This is a genomic window from Ralstonia sp. A12 (assembly GCF_000801955.1).
In the GTDB taxonomy this organism is placed as follows: domain Bacteria; phylum Pseudomonadota; class Gammaproteobacteria; order Burkholderiales; family Burkholderiaceae; genus Ralstonia.
This window is the reverse complement of the sequence record NZ_JSZO01000032.1, coordinates 45,470-63,779: the sequence shown is the minus strand read 5'-3', so window position 1 is coordinate 63,779 and position 18,310 is coordinate 45,470. Positions and strand designations below refer to the sequence as shown.

13 protein-coding genes and 3 pseudogenes are annotated in these 18,310 nt (G+C 60.6%); 8 read left to right on the top strand and 8 right to left on the bottom strand.

Translation table 11 applies throughout. From position 1 onward, the window contains the following. A pseudogene (istA, locus tag PI87_RS24295) lies at nucleotides 1-797 on the top strand (IS21 family transposase); the annotation flags it as partial. A gap of 46 nt (nucleotides 798-843) precedes the next feature. Here istA and PI87_RS29750 read toward each other — a convergent pair. From PI87_RS29750 to PI87_RS24260, 6 genes and pseudogenes are all read right to left on the bottom strand, one after another. Then, nucleotides 844-1,215 carry a response regulator transcription factor gene (locus PI87_RS29750; RefSeq protein WP_232314083.1) on the bottom strand — a complete coding sequence of 124 codons (372 nt, stop codon included), beginning with the start codon at nucleotides 1,213-1,215 and terminating at the stop codon, nucleotides 844-846. 897 nt (nucleotides 1,216-2,112) lie between these two features. Further along, nucleotides 2,113-2,616: pseudogene (locus PI87_RS29275) on the bottom strand (IS4 family transposase); the annotation flags it as partial. Between the two features lie 32 nt (nucleotides 2,617-2,648). After that, nucleotides 2,649-4,361 (bottom strand): hypothetical protein, encoded by a 1,713-nt coding sequence (locus tag PI87_RS29905; protein ID WP_052321735.1) that lies wholly within the window; start codon nucleotides 4,359-4,361, stop codon nucleotides 2,649-2,651. Nucleotides 4,362-5,163: 802 nt separating this feature from the next. Further along, nucleotides 5,164-5,388: pseudogene (locus tag PI87_RS24275) on the bottom strand (IS5/IS1182 family transposase); the annotation flags it as partial. Between the two features lie 105 nt (nucleotides 5,389-5,493). Then, on the bottom strand, nucleotides 5,494-7,236 hold the full coding sequence (locus PI87_RS24270) for a pyrroloquinoline quinone-dependent dehydrogenase (RefSeq protein WP_039600296.1): 1,743 nt from the start codon (nucleotides 7,234-7,236) through the stop codon (nucleotides 5,494-5,496). Between the two features lie 1,050 nt (nucleotides 7,237-8,286). After that, nucleotides 8,287-9,579 carry a hypothetical protein gene (locus PI87_RS24260; RefSeq protein WP_039600287.1) on the bottom strand — a complete coding sequence of 431 codons (1,293 nt, stop codon included), beginning with the start codon at nucleotides 9,577-9,579 and terminating at the stop codon, nucleotides 8,287-8,289. A gap of 78 nt (nucleotides 9,580-9,657) precedes the next feature. Between PI87_RS24260 and PI87_RS29980 the strand changes: the two genes are divergently transcribed. Then, nucleotides 9,658-10,068 (top strand): thiamine pyrophosphate-dependent enzyme, encoded by a 411-nt coding sequence (locus PI87_RS29980; protein ID WP_084210083.1) that lies wholly within the window; start codon nucleotides 9,658-9,660, stop codon nucleotides 10,066-10,068. 430 nt (nucleotides 10,069-10,498) lie between these two features. Beyond that, a complete protein-coding gene (locus tag PI87_RS24250) occupies nucleotides 10,499-10,792 on the top strand; it encodes a hypothetical protein (RefSeq protein ID WP_039600285.1) in 294 nt (97 codons plus the stop codon). 22 nt (nucleotides 10,793-10,814) lie between these two features. Here the strand turns inward: PI87_RS24250 and PI87_RS24245 are convergent, their stop codons facing one another. Beyond that, a complete protein-coding gene (locus PI87_RS24245) occupies nucleotides 10,815-11,714 on the bottom strand; it encodes a type III effector protein (protein WP_039600284.1) in 900 nt (299 codons plus the stop codon). A 329-nt stretch (nucleotides 11,715-12,043) separates the two neighbouring features. Here PI87_RS24245 and PI87_RS24240 point away from each other — a divergent pair, with 329 nt between their 5' ends. Genes PI87_RS24240 through PI87_RS24230 form a run of 5 tightly spaced genes read left to right on the top strand, consistent with a single transcriptional unit; the run spans nucleotide 12,044 to nucleotide 17,445 of the window. Continuing rightward, a complete protein-coding gene (locus tag PI87_RS24240; RefSeq protein ID WP_232314084.1) occupies nucleotides 12,044-14,251 on the top strand; it encodes a LamG-like jellyroll fold domain-containing protein in 2,208 nt (735 codons plus the stop codon). Nucleotides 14,252-14,272: 21 nt separating this feature from the next. Next, complete coding sequence (locus tag PI87_RS29975) at nucleotides 14,273-14,746, top strand: hypothetical protein (protein WP_157003229.1); 474 nt, start codon at nucleotides 14,273-14,275, stop codon at nucleotides 14,744-14,746. Beyond that, nucleotides 14,743-14,877 carry a hypothetical protein gene (locus tag PI87_RS29970; protein WP_442965518.1) on the top strand — a complete coding sequence of 45 codons (135 nt, stop codon included), beginning with the start codon at nucleotides 14,743-14,745 and terminating at the stop codon, nucleotides 14,875-14,877. Before PI87_RS29975 ends, PI87_RS29970 begins: the two co-directional genes overlap by 4 nt. A gap of 12 nt (nucleotides 14,878-14,889) precedes the next feature. Continuing rightward, the gene (locus tag PI87_RS29965) at nucleotides 14,890-15,105 is read left to right on the top strand and encodes a hypothetical protein (protein WP_442965517.1); all 216 of its coding nucleotides are present in this window, start codon (nucleotides 14,890-14,892) and stop codon (nucleotides 15,103-15,105) included. A 3-nt stretch (nucleotides 15,106-15,108) separates the two neighbouring features. After that, entirely contained in the window at nucleotides 15,109-17,445 is a 2,337-nt protein-coding gene (locus PI87_RS24230) for a TonB-dependent siderophore receptor (protein WP_442965516.1), read from the top strand. 16 nt (nucleotides 17,446-17,461) lie between these two features. Here PI87_RS24230 and PI87_RS24225 read toward each other — a convergent pair whose 3' ends face one another. Beyond that, nucleotides 17,462-17,776 carry a hypothetical protein gene (locus PI87_RS24225; protein WP_157003228.1) on the bottom strand — a complete coding sequence of 105 codons (315 nt, stop codon included), beginning with the start codon at nucleotides 17,774-17,776 and terminating at the stop codon, nucleotides 17,462-17,464. Nucleotides 17,777-18,310 lie beyond the last annotated feature (534 nt).

The window sequence follows — 18,310 nt, the reverse complement described above, 5'->3', positions numbered from 1 at the left end:
AAAACGAGGCAGGGTCAGTGGGCTTCACCGGTTCCTATGATCGCGTCGCGGCGTTCGCTCGCCGCTGGCGCCAGGAACAACAAGAGCAAGCGCTCGTCGAGCCGCGGCACCTTTATCCCGCCGCGCTTCGCAGAAGATGTGGCCTTCCAGTTCAACTGGAGCGAGGACTGGGCCGTAATTGCCGGCGAGCTCACCAAGCTGCAGGTGGCCCAGTTCAAGCTGAGCCACAGCCGCGCTTTCTTTTTGCGCGCTTGTCTGCTGCAGATCCACGAGGTGTTGTTCGACGCCCACCACCACGCCTTTGTGGCCTGGGGCGGCATTCCGCGCCGCGGCATCTACGACAACATGAAGACCGCCGTGGACCGGGTGCGCCAGGGCAAGTCGCGTGACGTCAACCTGAGCTTCAGCACCATGGTCAGCCACTGCCTGCTCGACGCCGAGTTCTGTAACCCCGCCTCGGGCTGGTAGAAGGGGCAGATAGAGAAGAACGTGCAGGACAGCCGTCACCGCATCTGGCATGCGTATCCCGCTTTCGGCTCTTTGGCTGCGCTCAATGACTGGCTTGCTGACCAGTGTGTGTGGGTGTAGCAGCCCGGCCATCCTGAGCTGGACATGACTCTCTGGGAGGCCTGACCACTGGAGCGCCCATACCTGATACCGGTGGGGCAGCCGTTCGACTGCTCTGTCGAACACACCAAACGCGTCTCACCGACCTGCCTGGCGACCTTCGAGCGCAACCGCTCAGCGTGCCCACCTCATTTGCCAACCGGCCCATAAGCCCGCGCGTCTATGCCAATTAGTTCGTGTTCGTCGCCGAAGGCCAAAGAATTGCCGAGCACGTAGCTATTCAGGCGCATGTTCATCGGACAGAGCGCTCCAATACATCGCCGCAATCGCGGTCCGATTGCGGGCGCCAAGTTGGGACAGAATCCGACCGATGTGTGCCTTGACGGTTTCGACGCTGATGTGCAAAGCCGCTGCAATCTCTGCATTCGACGCTCCGCGAGCAATTTCACGTACGACGTCCAGTTGGCGAGGCGTGAGCGTTGAAAAATCCGTCGGCAGCATTGTTGCTGGCAACGGTTCCGCAGCAGTCTGCGGAAAACATCCCAGGACACGACCGAGCATGGCGTGGAGTTCTTCGAGCGAGAACAAATGCGATCCTGAATGCGATACGAGATCATTCCTACCATCAAACAGGCTAACTTCGAGCAAGATATTGCCTCCTGATACCGCCCGACAGTCAAGGAGCAATCTGCGGATTGGCTGCGTGGCGGGCAAGGCATCCGTTCTCTGTTGCCGATGGAGGCGTGCTGGTGCGCGGGTCTTCTGGTCATTTGGCTGAAAACACTCTGGGTGGGCTGTTTGAGTAAATTTATCCAACGAAGCTACTCCGCAATGTTTGTCCAGAAAATCCAGCGGCCTCCGCTTTGGCTCAGTGCTCTTCACAATTGACCCTGTCGGTTTCGGCCACGTCCGCGTGCGAACACCTACAGATAGAAGCCGCGTGCTCCTCAGCGGGAGGTGTCTCCCCCTCAGCGGGAGGTGTCTCCCCGTAAACACCGGAAGGGCGGCATTTATTCCATCAATGGCGCAAATTCTGTAAAGCGCGAAGAGGACGAGACGCTTCGAGAAAAGAAGTCCTATACGTCGAGGCGGGATCAGGACCCCGCAAAAAGGGGCGAGCAACAGTAATTTTTACCTGCTCCGGGAGAGGAGTACGCAAACGTGATCGAAATTACACGAGCGAGTGTTTGGCCGTCGAGGTTCACGCCTCGTTGCCAGGCTTGCAAGTGAAGCCAGCGCTTGAACGGCTAGGGAGAGGCGATGCTTGCCCGCATCCACGATAGCGAACAACCGTCCGGAGTTCGTGGGCAAGATGCTGGACGCACAGGCCTACAAAGTAGGTGCACGCTATCGTTCATTCGGCCCGGTAAGCCTTACATCGAGAGCATCAACGATCGGCCCCGCGACGAACACCTGGACGAGCGCCTGTTTGTCCCAACGCCACGCCAAGCCGTCAATTGAGGGGGATTATCAAATATAATACCGAGCCACCTACAGCTCCCTCAGCTAACCCCGGCGCAGTTCGCGTATTTTCCCCTACCAGATCTAAGGCATCGTCTTATACACAATTCGCCGCGTTTCCACCTGCGCGTAGCGCCTGGCGACATGAACTTCCTTGAATCCGAGCCAGATGGCTTTCGCGCCGGGTTCGCCGTCGCCATTGCGACCGAGGAAGCCACCCAGGCGCGCGATCAAGCGCAGCACCTCGTTGGGCTTGGCCGGCTGTTTAACATGAGTCAGCAAATACGCGCCGCGAATCTCGTCCGCATCGAAGAACAGCTCGGCATTCAGCTCGGGACAATTTCGGCCCATGCGCATCAGATGGGTGATACGCCACGCCACCACCAAGAACAGCGCCAAGGCGCTCGAGCCGCTCGATCGCGCCCCACTGCAGCGCCTCCACGCGGCAACCGTTCTTCAGCACGCCAACAGGATCTCGATTTCCCAGCGCATCCGATACCAGTCGATCAGTTCGATCGACTCCGGCATCGCCCCAGCCTCTCCGTTGGTCAGCAAGCGCCATTCGATCGGCTTGACGCCGGCCGGCGCGTCGAATCGGCACCAATGTTTGCTCTGTAATTTCAGGAAATTCTGAAGGCGAACTTCTCAATATTCGCGGCACTAAGTGGCACGTTATTCATAGGATGCTTTGGTGTGGCGGCAAGGAATTCAGCGAGCTTTTTCATATCCATGAATACGACCTCCTTATTGACGGCTTCGTTGTAGCTTTGCTGTGAATCCGATGCGACTTGCGCCAACCCGATTACGAGCTGATTGGGATTGCTCAACGACAAGTCTTCCCCAAATAGGCAAGACGTCGCAAACTCCTTGTTGAACTCCCCGTCGCCGTCTTGGTTGTAAAGTGCCGCATCCCTGAAACCTAAACGCTCGGCATTAGCTTTTGAAATGGTGCGCAACTGATTGAACTTCGCCTCAATCCGCTCATAGTCCGCGATGCACGACCGAAGAGCGCGAAGCGTCTCCTCCTCGTCTCCATTGAAACGACGATCGGGAGGTGCAGATGCGACAGTGGCGAACGCGATGCGCTCTACCGGTGCCCAGCGGTTTCGGAGATAAAGTCTCCATGCATATTGCTGATTGTCTTCGAGATCACGTCCTTCCGGCATTGCTAGGACACGGTTTGCCGTGGCTTGAGCGCTTGCAGCCGAGCCAACCGGACGGGGTGGAATAGATTGGGCGGTTCTCTGTGATGCGGCAGTTACATGGTGACCAAGCGCCTGCTCAAGCGCAAGCGCAAGCGGCGCGTTCTGATGCAATCCAACTTGCATCAGATTGGGGAAATGCGGTTGCAAGATGCTCACTATGCGCCGAGTCATGGGTGCCGGGTTTCCATCAGCCAAGCGGGAAACTGCTCGATGTACTTGGGTAAGGTCAATCCCAGCATTTTGCAATTGTTGAATGATGTCGCGGACTTCCTGTGCCAAGGCAGCCTGCGCATTGCTAAACGACGAGGCAACGTCTTGCTGCGTCACAGCGGCCGCCTGTGGCTGTATGCCTGCGCTGCTTACCGCAGCAGGTGCATGTTGGGCAAGTGCCTCCCGGAGCGCAAGTGCAAGCGGCGCATTCTGGTGCAATCCAACCCGCATCAGATTGGGGAAATGCGGTTGCAAGATGCTCACTATGCGCCGAGTCATGGGTGCCGGGTTTCCGTCGGCAAAACTGGAAACCGCTCGATGCACTCGGACAAGGTCAACTTCGGCATTCCGCAATTGCTGAATGATGTTGTTGACTTCCTGTGCCAAGGCGGCCTGCGCAGTTTGGTGTGGCATGGCGACACTCGGCTGCGTCCCGCTTGCCGCTCTTGGTTGCACGGCGGCGCGGCTGCGGGTGCTCGCAGCCATACGAATCGCCGCACGCGATCGTATCAAAGGGTGGTCAACGAGCGAAATACCCGGCTCGAAATCGGTGTCGACTCCGGCCGTTTGCAGCGCCTGCGTCAGATCGTCAGGCAACGAGACGCCACGAACCATCAGATTGTCCAAGGCGACAGTCAGACGGTTCATATCGATCTCCGACCGCGTCAGCCTGTCCAATAATGTTGACACCTCCCCAGCCCGCAGCGCTGGCGTCGCGGCACTTCCAAGCGCATCGCGAAGTGCAATGGCAAGCGGGTCGTCTGCGCTGATACCGGTCAACGCCATATTGGCGAACTGCCCTCGCAAGATGTGCATCATGGGGCCGGCAACACGTTCCGGCTCGCCGTTCATCACAGCGGATAGTGTTTGATGCGCCGAGGCAAGATCGAGCCCTGCACCTTGGAATTGCTGGACCATGCGCTCGACGTTTGGCGACAATCCACGCTGTTCGTCCCGAGCCGGCACGACGTTGGTAGGTGCGGAGGGTCTCGGCGACGATCGGTCCGTTGCGGACGTTTGTGCGAGCCTCCTGGATGGTCCTCCCTGCTCCATTCGTTCTTCGATGGAGTCATGGGTTAGCGCCGACGACCTCCGGATCATCGCCTCCGTTGCCCGCGGCGGCCTTCCCGGTATGGCGCGCGTTTCCTGTTGCGCGGATTGATTTGCTGCGGTGCTACTTTGCGCTTGCTGCGGCGAACGGGTTCTTCTGAGCGAGCGTCCCAACAAACTAAGGACGCCATTGCGGTCGCGGCGACGCACTGGGCTGTCGCTGTTACCCGACGCATCCGGGCTGGGGCCCGGTACTTCGGTGCCGATTCGTTCTGCTACTGGCGAGTCAATGTGATTCGCTCGACCGATTGCGGGCATAGGGACCTATTCCTCTAGCTGATCATTCTGGATGTGATCGCAGCCTGTCGTACGTTACCCAACGTGATGCAGTGGACTAGCGAAAAGCGTAGGCCATCGACGAACGGAACCGCGGCCGCGGTTCGTGCTGCGCGGCCTCATGCCCGCGCGGGTTAGAGCGCGCCGGTCGACGAACTACGCGAGTGCTATCAGGTATGTTCAAGCAAGGCTTGCGCACTGTTTCGCATGTCTCTCTCCGTGTACGAGTATCCGAGGCATTGCTCGACGGCCGGCGCTCGTGTGCGTTGACGGCTGTGGCACCCTACACTAAGGAAAGCTTGATGATCGAAGTCGGTCAAAGCCCGAGGGGGAAATCAGACAGGTCGAAGGCGTGCTGCAAATACAGCAAGCCAGCGATCAAGCGCGGCGAGGTGGCCGGACGGCCACGCTTGGACATGAAGCTTTCGCTCATCGCCGCGCTCAATCGGTCCCAGTCGATCAGATCGGCCTGACGTACCAGCGAGTGCTTCAGGTCGATCTGCTCGCGCAGCGGATACCGGAACAAATCACCCTCGCTGACTAGCGCCTTCGGACCCATCGAAGCCTCATCGGAATTTGCAGGATCGCCTCCTGTAATTGCGGCAACGTCCTTTGGGCCGCAAAGTCTTGTCCTGCAAGGACCCAGGGAATTTTTCAGGGCCTACTAGTTAGGCAGAGCGAAGACCACTACAGCGTTGCCGCCGGTGCCGGGCTGAAGTTCCGGCGTGAGGCGGAGCAATCCAGCGCTGGTCAGGAACGATCCAACAGGTACCGCGATGTATTGCTGGCCGCCGACCTCATAGCTGATCGGGAACCCTCCGACCTGGGCGGGTACGGTTTGCTCCCAGAGGATCTTTCCGGTTTCCTGATCGAAGGCGCGAAATTGACGGTTCACGTCCCCACCGAATACCAGCCCGCCACCAGTTGTCAGAAGTGACGTCACCGCAGCCCTATTGTCAAACTGCCACAACTGTCGCCCCGTCTTCACATTGATTGCGCGGATAGTACCGACATTGTCCTTCGCGCCTGGCGCAAATTGAAATCCCCCATTCTCTACGTCTTCAGCCCCCTCCACGGCTTTCATGCAGATATTTTGTTCAGGGAAGTATATTGTGCCCGTGAGCGGGCTATAAGCTCCCGCCTGCCAATTCTTGCCTCCAAGCCAGCCCGGGCAGAGCGTATGCCGCTGACCCACCTCCGTCGGAATCTGCTCGGCCGGGATAGTCGCTCGCCCCGTTAAGGGATCGATGCTGGTTATGAGGTTTTGATAAACCGTATTGCGAGCCCATAGGAACTCGCCCGTTTTGCGGTCAATCGCGTAGAAGATGCCTGTCTTGCCAAAAATACCGGTGACGACATGACGCAACCTGCCGGGAGTCACCTTCGGATTGATCCAGTCCACCTCCTTGGGGTCCGGAGCGACGGCCGTGTCGATCAGAAAGCGCTCATACGCATGGTCCATGTCATATTGATCACGGAAGTGTTGCTGGTGCCATTTGATCTCGCCCGTATCCGCATCGATGGCGAGCGTTGACGTCTGATACAAGAACTCATCGTCGTAGTGGCCCGGCGGGGCAAACCGGAACTTCGAATACGGCGAGGTTTCCGAAGTGCCGATATAGATTAAATTGAGTTTCGGGTCGTAGCTAGGCGTAATCCAGGTACCTACACCGCGCCGCTTTTCATAGGGGACATTGGCCCAGGTCTTGTCAGCATCCGTTCCCGGTTGTGCGATGGTGTAAGTGCGCCAAAGCTCTTTGCCTGTTTTGAGATCATAAGCAGAAACGAAGCAGCCGTTTGCATCTCCGGGCAACTTGATGTTGGCGCAGCTGCCACCCACAATCGCTTTCCCGTTCGCAATGATTGGCCCAGAGCTATGGATCCTGCCGATCGGGCCCGTCGGCGTTTCCCAGAGCAACGCTCCTGATCTTGCATCGATGGCAACAATGAAACTGTCCTTGGTGACGAGGATGAGCCGATCCTGCCAAATCGCAATCGAGCGCGTGATAAGACTACCGAGCACTTTTTCGGGGGAAAGCGCTCGGCGATACTCCCAAAGGAGATGACCATTGGTCGCGTCGAGCGCTTGAATGATATCGTCTCCGGTAGCGAAGTACATGACACCATTGTGAACAAGTGGCGTTGACTCCATCAGACCGCCGTCGCCAAACTCCCGAGACCATACCATCCGAAGTTTTCCGACATTGCCGCGGTTAATCTGAGCAAGTGGGCTGTAGCCCCATGAATCTAGTGTGCGCCGCCACATCAGCCAGTCGCCACGAGGCGGGTGCTGCAGCATCTCGTCCGTCACTGGCGCAAACTCGGTGAACGGCCTTTTCGAAAAGGCGGAATTTGCGATGGCCGTCAGCATGACCAACAAAACCGCTCGCAGTACAAGAGTTTTCATGTTGTGCATTTTTCTCCAAGCTCCGAGCCGCACGAGAAATCGTGGCGGTTTGTTTAAATTAACATTAGCCCGTCAATGGCATAGCAGCGAATCTGAAAGTAATGACTAACAACTGTTAGTATTTTTCTCAATGATTGTCTTAAGAACGCAGCACCGTCCGCAACCTAGTGATTCGTTCGATGCTAAGACATGTAGCGACTTATCTTTAAACACCGCCTTCTGACCTAGTCCACGTGGAGGCTAAGTGCGTAAGGCTTACTGACACCCAACATCACCCCAGCGCACATCAATAGTTCAGGCTCATTCAAATTTATTATTTACATATGACTGCAAGATAAAACTAGACTAAGAGGAGCCTGCCCGCTGCTTTGAACCGAGCAAAATTTTCAATTTTCCTCATCTGCGGCATGGCAGTAGTCGCGCGATCGGGGGCGTGTCGGCGTCTTCATGCTGGACCGAGCCAGTCCGGCCAGCGTTCGCCGGGTGGGCGATCGAGCGGCCCCTGCCCCGCGTCGCGCCAAACGAAGTGGTTGATGTCTAGCAGGTCGCACGCGAGGGCGGCCAATCCTGCGCCGACAGGGTCAGTTCGACTGGCGCTGCGCGCGTCGGATGTCGCCTTCGATCTTCAGTAACAGGGGCACGCGCGATAGCCAGCCGCATTGCCGTACGACTGGTGGGACGCCTGGAACCGCGGGTGGCATCTTGCGCAGGTTCCGGTCAGCGATCAGCCTCAACCAGCGATCTTGGCCATCGGGCACGCAGCAGTGCACCTCGACCGGCGGGTGGCGGTCCAGGCGCAGCACCGGCAGTCAGTGCTCGAACAGCTCCGCGCGGACTTTGAACGTGACAACCGGGATAGCAATGCTGCAACGTGGCGCGCGAAAAAGGGGGCCCAACAGAAATTCAAGGTTACTCAATCACCACTAGCGGCGTACGCTCACACCCGACGCCACAGTGAATAAGTGGAAAGTACCCGCCCAAGACCATTGGGTTGGAAGAAATCTGGAGCGCCTGCGGCGCCAGCCGCAAGGCCGGCGCCCAGACTGCCAATTAGCTCGGCCGCTTACAGGCCGCCACGCGGTTCACGGAAATCGTACCTCCACCGTCGCTGTGGGCCCACACCACATCACCAGCGGAGGTGGTAACCATGTCCTCGAACGTGTCGATCGGCAGGTTCGTCGTCACGGGCCCTTCCACCGTCTTGCCCGTGGAATCCGCTACTGCAAGCACCAGCTTGCCGCCGGATTTCCAGCCCATCAGCAGCTTATCGGTGCCATAGGCGGCCATGTATGGGCGGAACGGATACGTACTGTCGATTGACTTCGCCGCCGCAATGGTCCGCAGCGGGTGCATGACCGAGCCGCTATTAGGTAGCTTCGCCAGCTTGAGCGACAGCGTGCCATTGACCAGCTCGATGTAGTTCAACCAGAAGCCGCCGCTCACAGGAACCAGGCCGCCCAGCGCCCTCTGCGACGGATCGGTGTCGTTCAGCCATTGCATGGTGTCTCGCACACCTGCGGGCGTGGCCATGTGGGCATATTGCATCGCGTTGGGATACGCATCCCCATGGCAGACGGCTGCCCATTGCGCGCCGTTGTAGCCGGCACGCACCGACCAGCTATGGCTGCAGCCCCAATCCCAGCCGCCCGACATCAGCACGCCCGACGTAGCGTTCACGAACTTGAGCGTATCGCCGGCATGAATGTCCACTTCACCCGTCACATTCGGCCGGGCCGTCGACATGGCGGAGCGGTAGTACACCTCGATGGTCTTGCCATCCGTGGCCAGCCGCGCGGAGTGGCCGTACCACCAGATGAACTGCGCGCCCACGCTGTCCACATTGGATTTGTTCGTTAGTGTGGTGCGGGCCACCTGACTGCCGTTGGCGCGCAGGAGCACCAAGTCCATCTTGCCGCAGATAGCGTTGCCTGTCGTGCTAGTGCTGTAGCAATACTTGGGGGAATAAATGTCGGGGTCATTGGCCACCACGGCTAGCGCGAGCCCGCCATTGGCCGTAGTCAAGGCGGCTTGCACCTGCAGGCCATCCACGCTGGGCAGCGACCGTGCAAGCACGTCATTGGCCGTCAGAGTCGACAGGCGGACGCTGTTGGTGACCGTGTCCGTCCAGGCCAGTACGGAGGTGCCGTCGGCACGCGGCGCGATCACCGTCGGCGTGTATTCGTCGCTGGGTGACACACTGCCGCCCACTGCCACGCTGGTCGTCTTGACGCGCTGGGCCAGCGTATCGCACGTAGTCGTCGCGGCCGTGGTGGCCGACCAAGTCACCCCCGAGCACATCAGCGCCGCAACACTTGCCAGCAACGAAACAGCCGTCTTCTTCATGAGTCATTCCTTTTTTCGGACAAGAGACTGTGCAAGCTAGTCCACCGGCGGCCCAAATACCCTCAACTTTTTTCAAGCATGGTTGAATCGTCCGTCGTCGAGTGTTTTTCCTTGCCCAAGTGGAAACGCGGCGAACGCCACCTACTCCGTCTTGGCATTGTCAGTAAGCGTACTTGGCCGACTGAAGTCGAGCTTTACGCTGTGCTCATGGGTCCATCGGCCCATGGCCCTCGAGATGAACTGACTGTCGTTGTTCGCCTGGATGCCTCGCTTCTGATGAATGTCGGCGACCTGGACACGGCAGCGCGTTACCAGCTTCCGCTTTCCATTGTTGTGTTGAACGATGATGGATTGGGCCAGAAGCGACATGCGCCCTCCGCCAAGCATCTGCCATCCGAACTCGCGACGCTCGCCGCTCCAAATTTTCGAGTATTCGCGAGAGCCGCCGGCGACGCCGGCGTGCATTGCACACGCGCCACCGACCTCTAACTTGCCGTCACGGCACTTGCCGCGCGGAACGCGCACTCCGGTCTGCATCTGCTTCAGATCGACATTCGAGAACCCGTATTGGCAGGTGGAAGGCGCTGATCGAACGAGCCCTGGGCGCAGAGCAGGGACATCACCTGGGCTACCCGCCCTGACCCTGAGCAGCTAACGGACCGGCAGCGATTGTGTTTGGATCGTTCTCGAAGCGCTAGCGTGGTGGAGCCCGCACTGGATGAACGTCGTCCCTCGCTCGGAATTCAAAGCTGACTCCAATCCCGGGCCAGAAATTTGCGCAAACCAACAGGCATAGCTCCACCGGCATGGTGCAGCGAGAATTGTTGAGCATCTCGCCAACCCTCGCTCCCTACAATTGTTCTTGAGCGGTGCGCCTTGAGGCACTGCTGCGCAGTTCGCATCCTATTCGAGCCACCAGATGATTGATCAAAACCAACTCGATGCGCTGAACACGTCAATCAGCGAGAGCCTAGCCAATGTCTCCAAGCTCGGCGCCCGCGTTGTTGTATTGAGCCGCTTTATTGCCGCGGCCTTTCCATATATGCCCACCAACGAATGCGCCGCTATCGAGCAGGCGTTCCGGCGCGAGATCAACGACGCCATGGCGATAACGAGTGACAATCCTGTTTCAGGCGTCTACGAGGCCACGCTGCTGTATGAGGTGAACCTGCTGATCGCCGCATTGAGAGCGCGCTCGAAGATGCTGCAGTAATCAGTCGCTGCTGCTCCAGACATTACGCCGGCTGAGAGCCAAAGCGTTGCTGAATCAACGCCGGCGGATATCGGTAATTCCAACGCAGTTCGGTGCCGGCCGCCACGCACTCGGTCGCAAAGAATGCGCGGATGGAGAACCGCCGCCCGCAACGCGATCCCCCTGGAAACACTGCGGCCTCCATGTTGTATCCGGATGCCGCCTGGCGGTCAGGTCGATCGCCTTCGTAGGCGAACACCGTGTTGGCCATCGCCAGGATGTTCTCTCCGTCGATCCACGACTCGACGCTACCCGCCGAGGCGGACAACACAAACGCATCGTCGATACACGTGTAGTACGTGGCGGGCGTCATCAGTCGGCCACCATAGACGCCCACACATTCGCCAGCAGCAATCTCCCGAACGGCAAACACTCCACGCTCGCCCACCAGCGCCTGCTCGCGTGCATCTCGCAGGTCGCCAAGCCCTAACGGTCGGCATAGCAGCGTATCGTGGTACAGCGCACCGCGCGTGTCAGGTGTAGCCTCGGCGCGTAGATAGGGCCATACGGTCTCGGCCTGATAGCGGCGCGGACTTCCAGCCAGCTGCCCGCCGCCTTCCAGCGTTGCAATGACGATTGGCTGGTTCAGTTCGTTTCGAAACGGATAGCGTCGATCGATGTCGGGCGAATACGGCAGCCTCGCAATGGCGTGCGTATGCTTGAAGGCGAATGACTGCTCGTGAAACGCTCGCACACACCGCATTACCACCTCGTCGTCTCGCTCGCCAGCGGCGAACGCCAGAATCTCGGCTCTGAGTGTTTGCGCAACTTGATAGAAGACCTCGTGCCGGGCGGCAATGCCCACCACCTTCCCCGCCTGCTGGATGGACAGGCGAATGCGCTCAATGAGGGCGTCGGCAGAAAGTGCTGGTGATAACGACATAGGCAACCTGGCAGGCTTGGCGAGTCATGTACCGGGAAACCATAGTTGCTCACGCCAATGCACGGTTGACATGCGTGCGAAGCGAACAACCGCAAACCGAATCCCATCGTTTGCAGCACCTCATCCTCAATAAAGCTCATCAAATCTGCCACATCATAGATGCACTGCGACGTGACCTGTCAGGTGCCACAGCAAAACGCGTCACCCTCCCTTCGTTGGGGGAATGGCACGGTTTGTGCATCCTCGACCTTCGTTTGACGACGCTAAAAAAAGGGGGCGGTGATATGAACGAAGCAGAACGTGGGCGCGCAATAGCCTCCTCGGACGACATGTGCCTGCACGGCGCGATTGACGGCGTTTCCCGGCGGCAGTTTGTGGTCGGACTAGGCGCGGCGCTCCTGGCCGGCTGCGGGGCAGGCAGCGGTGATGCGGCGACAACAATTACACCGCAGACCTCGGGGGGCACAAGCAGCTTGCCAGCGACGTTGACCACGCCAACGTCTGGCGCCGCCACGGTGCCGAGCTTCACACATCCGGGCCTGCTGCATACCGAAGCGGATTTTTCGCGTATGCGCATCAAGGTCGCAGCCAACGCATCGCCCTGGGTCGACGGCTGGAACGTGCTTATCACCAACGGCCACACCAGCCTGTCGCGCAATCCGAACCCGCAAACGGCCATCTACCGCGGCCACGACGGGGCTCATGCCGAGAACTACACCATCCTCTACAACGACGTCGCTGCGGCCTATGCCTGCGCGCTGCGCTGGAAGGTCTCGGGCGACACTGCCTATGCAGACAAGGCCGTGCAGTACCTCGACGCGTGGTCGTCCACGCTCACCACGCTCGGCGGCGATTCCAACGTCGACCTCGCCGCCGGCATCTACGGATATGAGTTCGCCAATGCCGGCGAAATCATGCGCAGCTACCGTGGCTGGAGCGCCAGCGGCCTGACCGCGTTCCAGACGATGATGCGCAAGGTCTTCTACCCCATCAATCACGACTTCCTCAATCGCCACAACAACACGGAAATCACGCACTACTGGGCCAACTGGGACTTGTGCAACCTCGCTTCGGTGCTCGCCATTGGGGTGCTGTGCGACGACGCCGACCTCTTCAACGAGGCCATCACCTATTTCAAAAGCGGTGCCGGCAACGGCTGTATCGAGCAAGCCGTGTACTACGTGCATCCGGGCTACCTCGGGCAATGGCAGGAAACCGGCCGCGACCAGGGCCACAACACGCTCGGCATCGCGCTGGGCGGCGCCATTTGCGAGATGGCTTGGAACCAGGGCGTCGACCTCTATGGCTACGACAACAACCGCTTCCTGGCCGGTGCGGAATACGTGGCGAAGGCCAACCTGATCCAATCGAGCAGCACCTACTACACCGTGCCTTACGTCACCTACCAGAACGTCGACGTCACGCAGACGGCGCTCGCAACGGGTGGTCAGGGCACCATCCGCCCGTGCTGGGCCCTCGTTGCGAACCATTACATCAACCGCAAGGGCCTTGCCGCCCCTTACAGCAAGCAGTTTGCCGATCAGATCGCGCCCGAAGGCGGTGGCGGCAACTACGGCCCAAACAGCGGCGGCTATGACCAGCTCGGTTACGGCACCCTCACCTGCACGCTGGATGCGGGGGCGCCGGCCAGCGCGCCAAGCGGTGTTACCGGCTACGCAAGCGCCGGCAATGTCGTGCTGTCATGGTGGGGCAGCAGAACAGCCACCAGTTACAACGTCAAGCGCGCAACGATTGCAGGCGGCCCGTACAGCACCGTCCAGAGCGGTATTACCGACTTGCTGACCTACACCGACACGCCGCCCGCCGCAGGCACGTACTTCTACGTCATCACGGCGCAGACACCCTCGGGCGAATCGACGGTCTCCAATGCAGTGAAGGTCATCACCTTGGTGCAGTTGCACACGCAACTGGCCTTTGACGAGGGCAGCGGCACGGCGGCGGCCGACAGCACCGGCAACGGCCACGCGGGCACACTGATCAACGGCGCAACGTGGGGCACCGGACGTAACGGCAGCGCTGTTTCGCTCAACGGCTCGGGCGCGTATGTGGCCCTACCCTCAGACCTGCTGACCGACTTGTCGGACTTCACCATTTCCGCCTGGGTGTTCTGGAATGCTCCGCAAACCTGGGCGCGCGTGTTCGACCTCGGCGCCGGCACCAGCCGCTATCTGATGCTCACGCCGCGCAACAATGCGGGCGTCATGAGATTTGCCATCACCGTCAACGGCCATGGCGGCCAGATCATCGACAGCACTGCTGCGCTGCCGACAGGGCAATGGGTGCACGTAGCCGTCACGTTGTCGGGCTCGACCGGCACGCTCTACGTGAACGGCACGGCGGTCAACACCAATACCGCCATGTTCCTTGCGCCCTTCCGCCTGGGCAACACCACGCAAAACTGGCTGGGTAAATCGCAATACAGCTCAGACCCGGCCTTCAACGGTTTGATCTCCAACTTCCGTATCCACCGCGGCGCGTTAAGCGCCACACAAATCGTGTCCTTGAAGAACAGTTGACCTTCAAAAGATATCTCAGCGATGAAAGCCATACTCTTGCTGGCTATGCTGGCCATCCTAGCAAGCACCACGGCCGCCCATGCAGTTGACGCCCCCATTTCCACGCAATGGGGCACCATGAGCGAACCGGCTCTGCCCGCGACGGTGTGCGGCGCGCCGCTAGCGGCCTCCATCATGCTGGTCAACGGCTCGGTGGATGCAGTGGATGGCAACCTGTCCAATTCACAGCCGGACGCCAAACGCATCCTGGCCACCATCGACGCCAGCCTGGCAGGCCAGGCCATTAAGCTGGTAGCCGACGCGGACGGTAAGACCGGCTTCCTGACTGGCCCGCTCAAGCTCAAGTCCGGTGTCTCGCAGTGGATCGACAAGGGCATCACGCTCTTCGCCTCACGCAATCCGGCCCACTATTACAACAGCCTGGGCACCTGCGGCACCACCACCACGACCAACGCAAGTCGTGCAAGCTGCTCATCACCGCGCACGATACAGTGAACAGCGGCATTGTCGGTGACGGCACGATCGACAGACACGGCGGCAGCCTCGTCACGAGCGGCCCGAATGCCAGCCACCTCACGTGGTGGGACATCGCCTATCTGAACAAGGCCAAGGGCCTGAACCAGTAAAACCCGCGCCTCGTGCAACTCCTCAACGGCAGCCATTTCACGCTGTATCGCGTGACGGTGCAGAACTCGCCCAACTTCCATGTCGTGGCGAAGGGCACGCCGGGCACGGCTGCACCACTGGATTGCTGGAACGTGTTCGTACCGCTGAAGTCCGTCGCGCCGAGCTTGCCGGCGTATTGCATTCCGGGCCATTGCCGAAACTCCGCCAACCCGATGCCTGCGCCTTAATCCATGACATCCGTGGCCCGCCCAATTTCCAGCGCTTCCCACCGCCTGCCCTGTCGTTTTCGCCGCCTCGCTGCCCTGCTGATCGTCCTGGCGGTCACGCTGGAGGCTCGCGCGCTTCCTGAAGACGCGCCGCACCAGTTCCATATCGAACGCGCGCCGCTGGACCACGTGCTGATGGAAATCACGCGGCTGAGCGGGCACCCGGTGTGCTTCGCCTCCAGCCTGATGAAAGAACGCGTGGCTGGCCCCATCAACGGCACCATGACCACCGAGCAGGCCGCGCGGGCCGCATTGCAAGACAGCGGGCTCGCGCTGGCCATCCTGCCCGACGGCACGCTCACCGTCGTCACCGCCACCGCAGGTGCCGGCACCAGAACCGATGCCCAGCGGCGCGAAATCGGCACACTGCCGCCAACAGAAGTGCATGCCGCCGTGAATCAGGACTTTGCGGTGTTTTCCACCAGCGCGATCACCCGCATGGAAATGCCGATGACGAGCATGCCGCATGCCGTCAACACCATCACCAACGGCTTGCTGACGAGCCAGCGGCCACCATCGCTGGCATCGGCCTTGGCGCAAACCGGTGTGACCTCGGTACTGACCTATCCCACCGCGCCACCGCTGTACGCCATCCGCGGCTTCATGACCGACACGCTCTCGGTGGACGGCCTGCCCGACAAGCTTGCTTCGCTGCGCCCGATGGAGGCCGTGGAAGACATCAACGTCATCAAGGGGCCGAATGCCGATGTAGCGCGGGTCGCCGTGGCGGGCGGCGCGATCAATGCCAACCTGAAAGCGCCGACCAAGGCCACGCAGCGTAGCGTCACCATGGAAGTGGGCTCGCATGCGGAACGCAAGGTCGTGACCGATCTGGCGGGCACCATCTGGGCGAACGGGCTGTCATACCGCGTGGTGGCACTCAACGACACCACGGCCAATAGCGACGGCGGCTACGCAGGTCACCACGTCAGCTACGGCCATGCCGCGCTCGGCTGGCACGACAGCGCCACGGACATTACTGCGGGGGCGGAAACGCTGTCCAGCCGGCAGCCGATCCAGCCGGCCACGTTTGCACTGCGTGGCGCCCCGGCGCGCATCCCTGCGCAAACCCCGCTCGGCAATGCGGGCGACCGCGTGCAGGGCAACGGCTCACGGGTGTACTACACGGTATCGCACAGCCTGTCCGACGATTGGGCCGTGCATTCTCGCGCCAGCTATGAATCCGTGTCGGAGGAGGCAGTCCAATGGCACCTGGGGTCGGCGTCGGGCAACACTGTGCCGAACAACATGTGGGGCCTGGGCTATCGCACGGACAGCCGCCTCTGGGCCATCTCCAATGAATTGACCGGTGCTTTCTCGCACGGCCCGCTGCGCCACACATTCAACCTGGGGTGGGACGAGCTTCAAGAGCGGCAGGATCTGCTCACGCCGGGTGGCTACGCTCAGGCAACGCAAGACCCGTTTGCACCGGTGCCGCAGCCGGCGGCGGTCTTCGTTCCGGGCACGCCGCTGTCGCAAACGGTGCGGCAGTCGATCTTCCGCCTGCGTGACCGCATTGCCATTGGCGACCGCTGGGAGGTGTCGACTTCCATTCGCGCGAATGACTACGTCGCCAAACTGACCCACGCGCAACAGCAAGGGCTGGCATGGACACCCGCCGTGGGCCTGCTCTACAAGTTGACGCCGCACACCGCGTGGTTTGCCGACTACTCGCGCGGCCTCCAGATCAACACGGGCTATTTCTACAACGGCAGCGCCATGCAGCCCGAGCGCAGCCGCCAGTTGGAAACCGGCCTGCGCTGGGAGAACACCGCACACACGTTGACCACACAGGCCGCGCTCTATCGCATTGATGCCCGCAACATCAGCCTGGCCGACGTTTCGCATCCGGGCTACTACACCCAGATCATCGACCAGACCAGCCAAGGGCTGGAGCTGTCCGCGCAAGGCACGGTGGTCCCCGGTTGGGAGACCGCGTTGTGGCTGGCGCTGTCTCGTGTGTCGGGCACGCTGCCAGGTGGCCTCCTGCCGAGGGCGCCCACGCGCGGCGGATCATTGTGGACGACCTACACCGTGCAAAGCGGCACGCTCGCGGGTACCGGTGCAGGTATCGGCATCAACGCGCAGAGCGGCGTCGACTGCTATGACGCAATGCTTTATCGCCTGCCGGGCGCCGTGCGCGTCGACAGCAGCGTGTTCTGGCATCAAAAGCAATGGCGTCTCGACCTATTCGCGCGCAACATCTTCAACATCCGCTCGTACGGCAACACGCTCACCGGCAACTTCATCCCCATCCTGCCCGGCCGCACGCTGGCACTGCGCGTGATGCACAACTTCTGAGCTTGCATCGCTCGCGCTAGTTGATCAGGTCCTTGGCGGCCTTGCTGCCTTCTTCCGTAAGCTTGGCCAGCGCGTTGGTGCGGTTGAGCGAGTTCTGCAACTCCGCGCTGCGAATCATGGTGTCTGCCTGCATTTGCATGATGCGTTCCATGCGCGAGTCGGCGTCCCCCTGTGCGCCGGGCAAGTCCATGCGACGGCGCTTGGCCTTGGGCTGCGCGGCGGCATCGTCACCGCTCAATTCCCGCGAACGCTTCTTGCCGCGCGCAGACAACGCGCCCAGTTCCCCCTGCGAGGTACGTGCCGTGCGCTGCGGCGCCTGAGGCTGCGGCATAGTCACCGGCGACGTGCTTGGCGCGTTGGTGATATGTGTTTGGACGGTCGATCCGCTGATCTTCGGTGGCAATGGCATGGCGGGCATCAATAAGGAACGCTTTCATGCTATGTAGCCCATTGCAGCCTTCAACGCGGTCGCGCGAAAGCGTGATCGCACGCGCGAAGTTTGCACATTCGCCCACATTCAGCCCGCGTCCCGTCTGCATTCCCAACGCCTTCCATTTCGCCTTAGCGATCAGAGCTTCGGCCCTTCCGGGTCGCATGATAGGTGGCATTCACTAACGTTCCACCAAAGTCGCCCGACGTGCCATTTCACCTTGCGAGTGGCCTGTCGGCACGCGGCTGCCCGGGGCTGCGCGGCCCGGCACGGGCAGCACGCCTCGGGTCATCCCGGCCCAGCGATCCGAATGGGAATCGGAAGTGGCGGCCACGCCGGCAGTTCTGCGGAACGCGGGCGCGGCGGCGCATCCCTCCTCCTTGCGTCGGCATCGCCACAGCCAGCGGCCTGGGGCGGTGTCATGCATCACGCCAG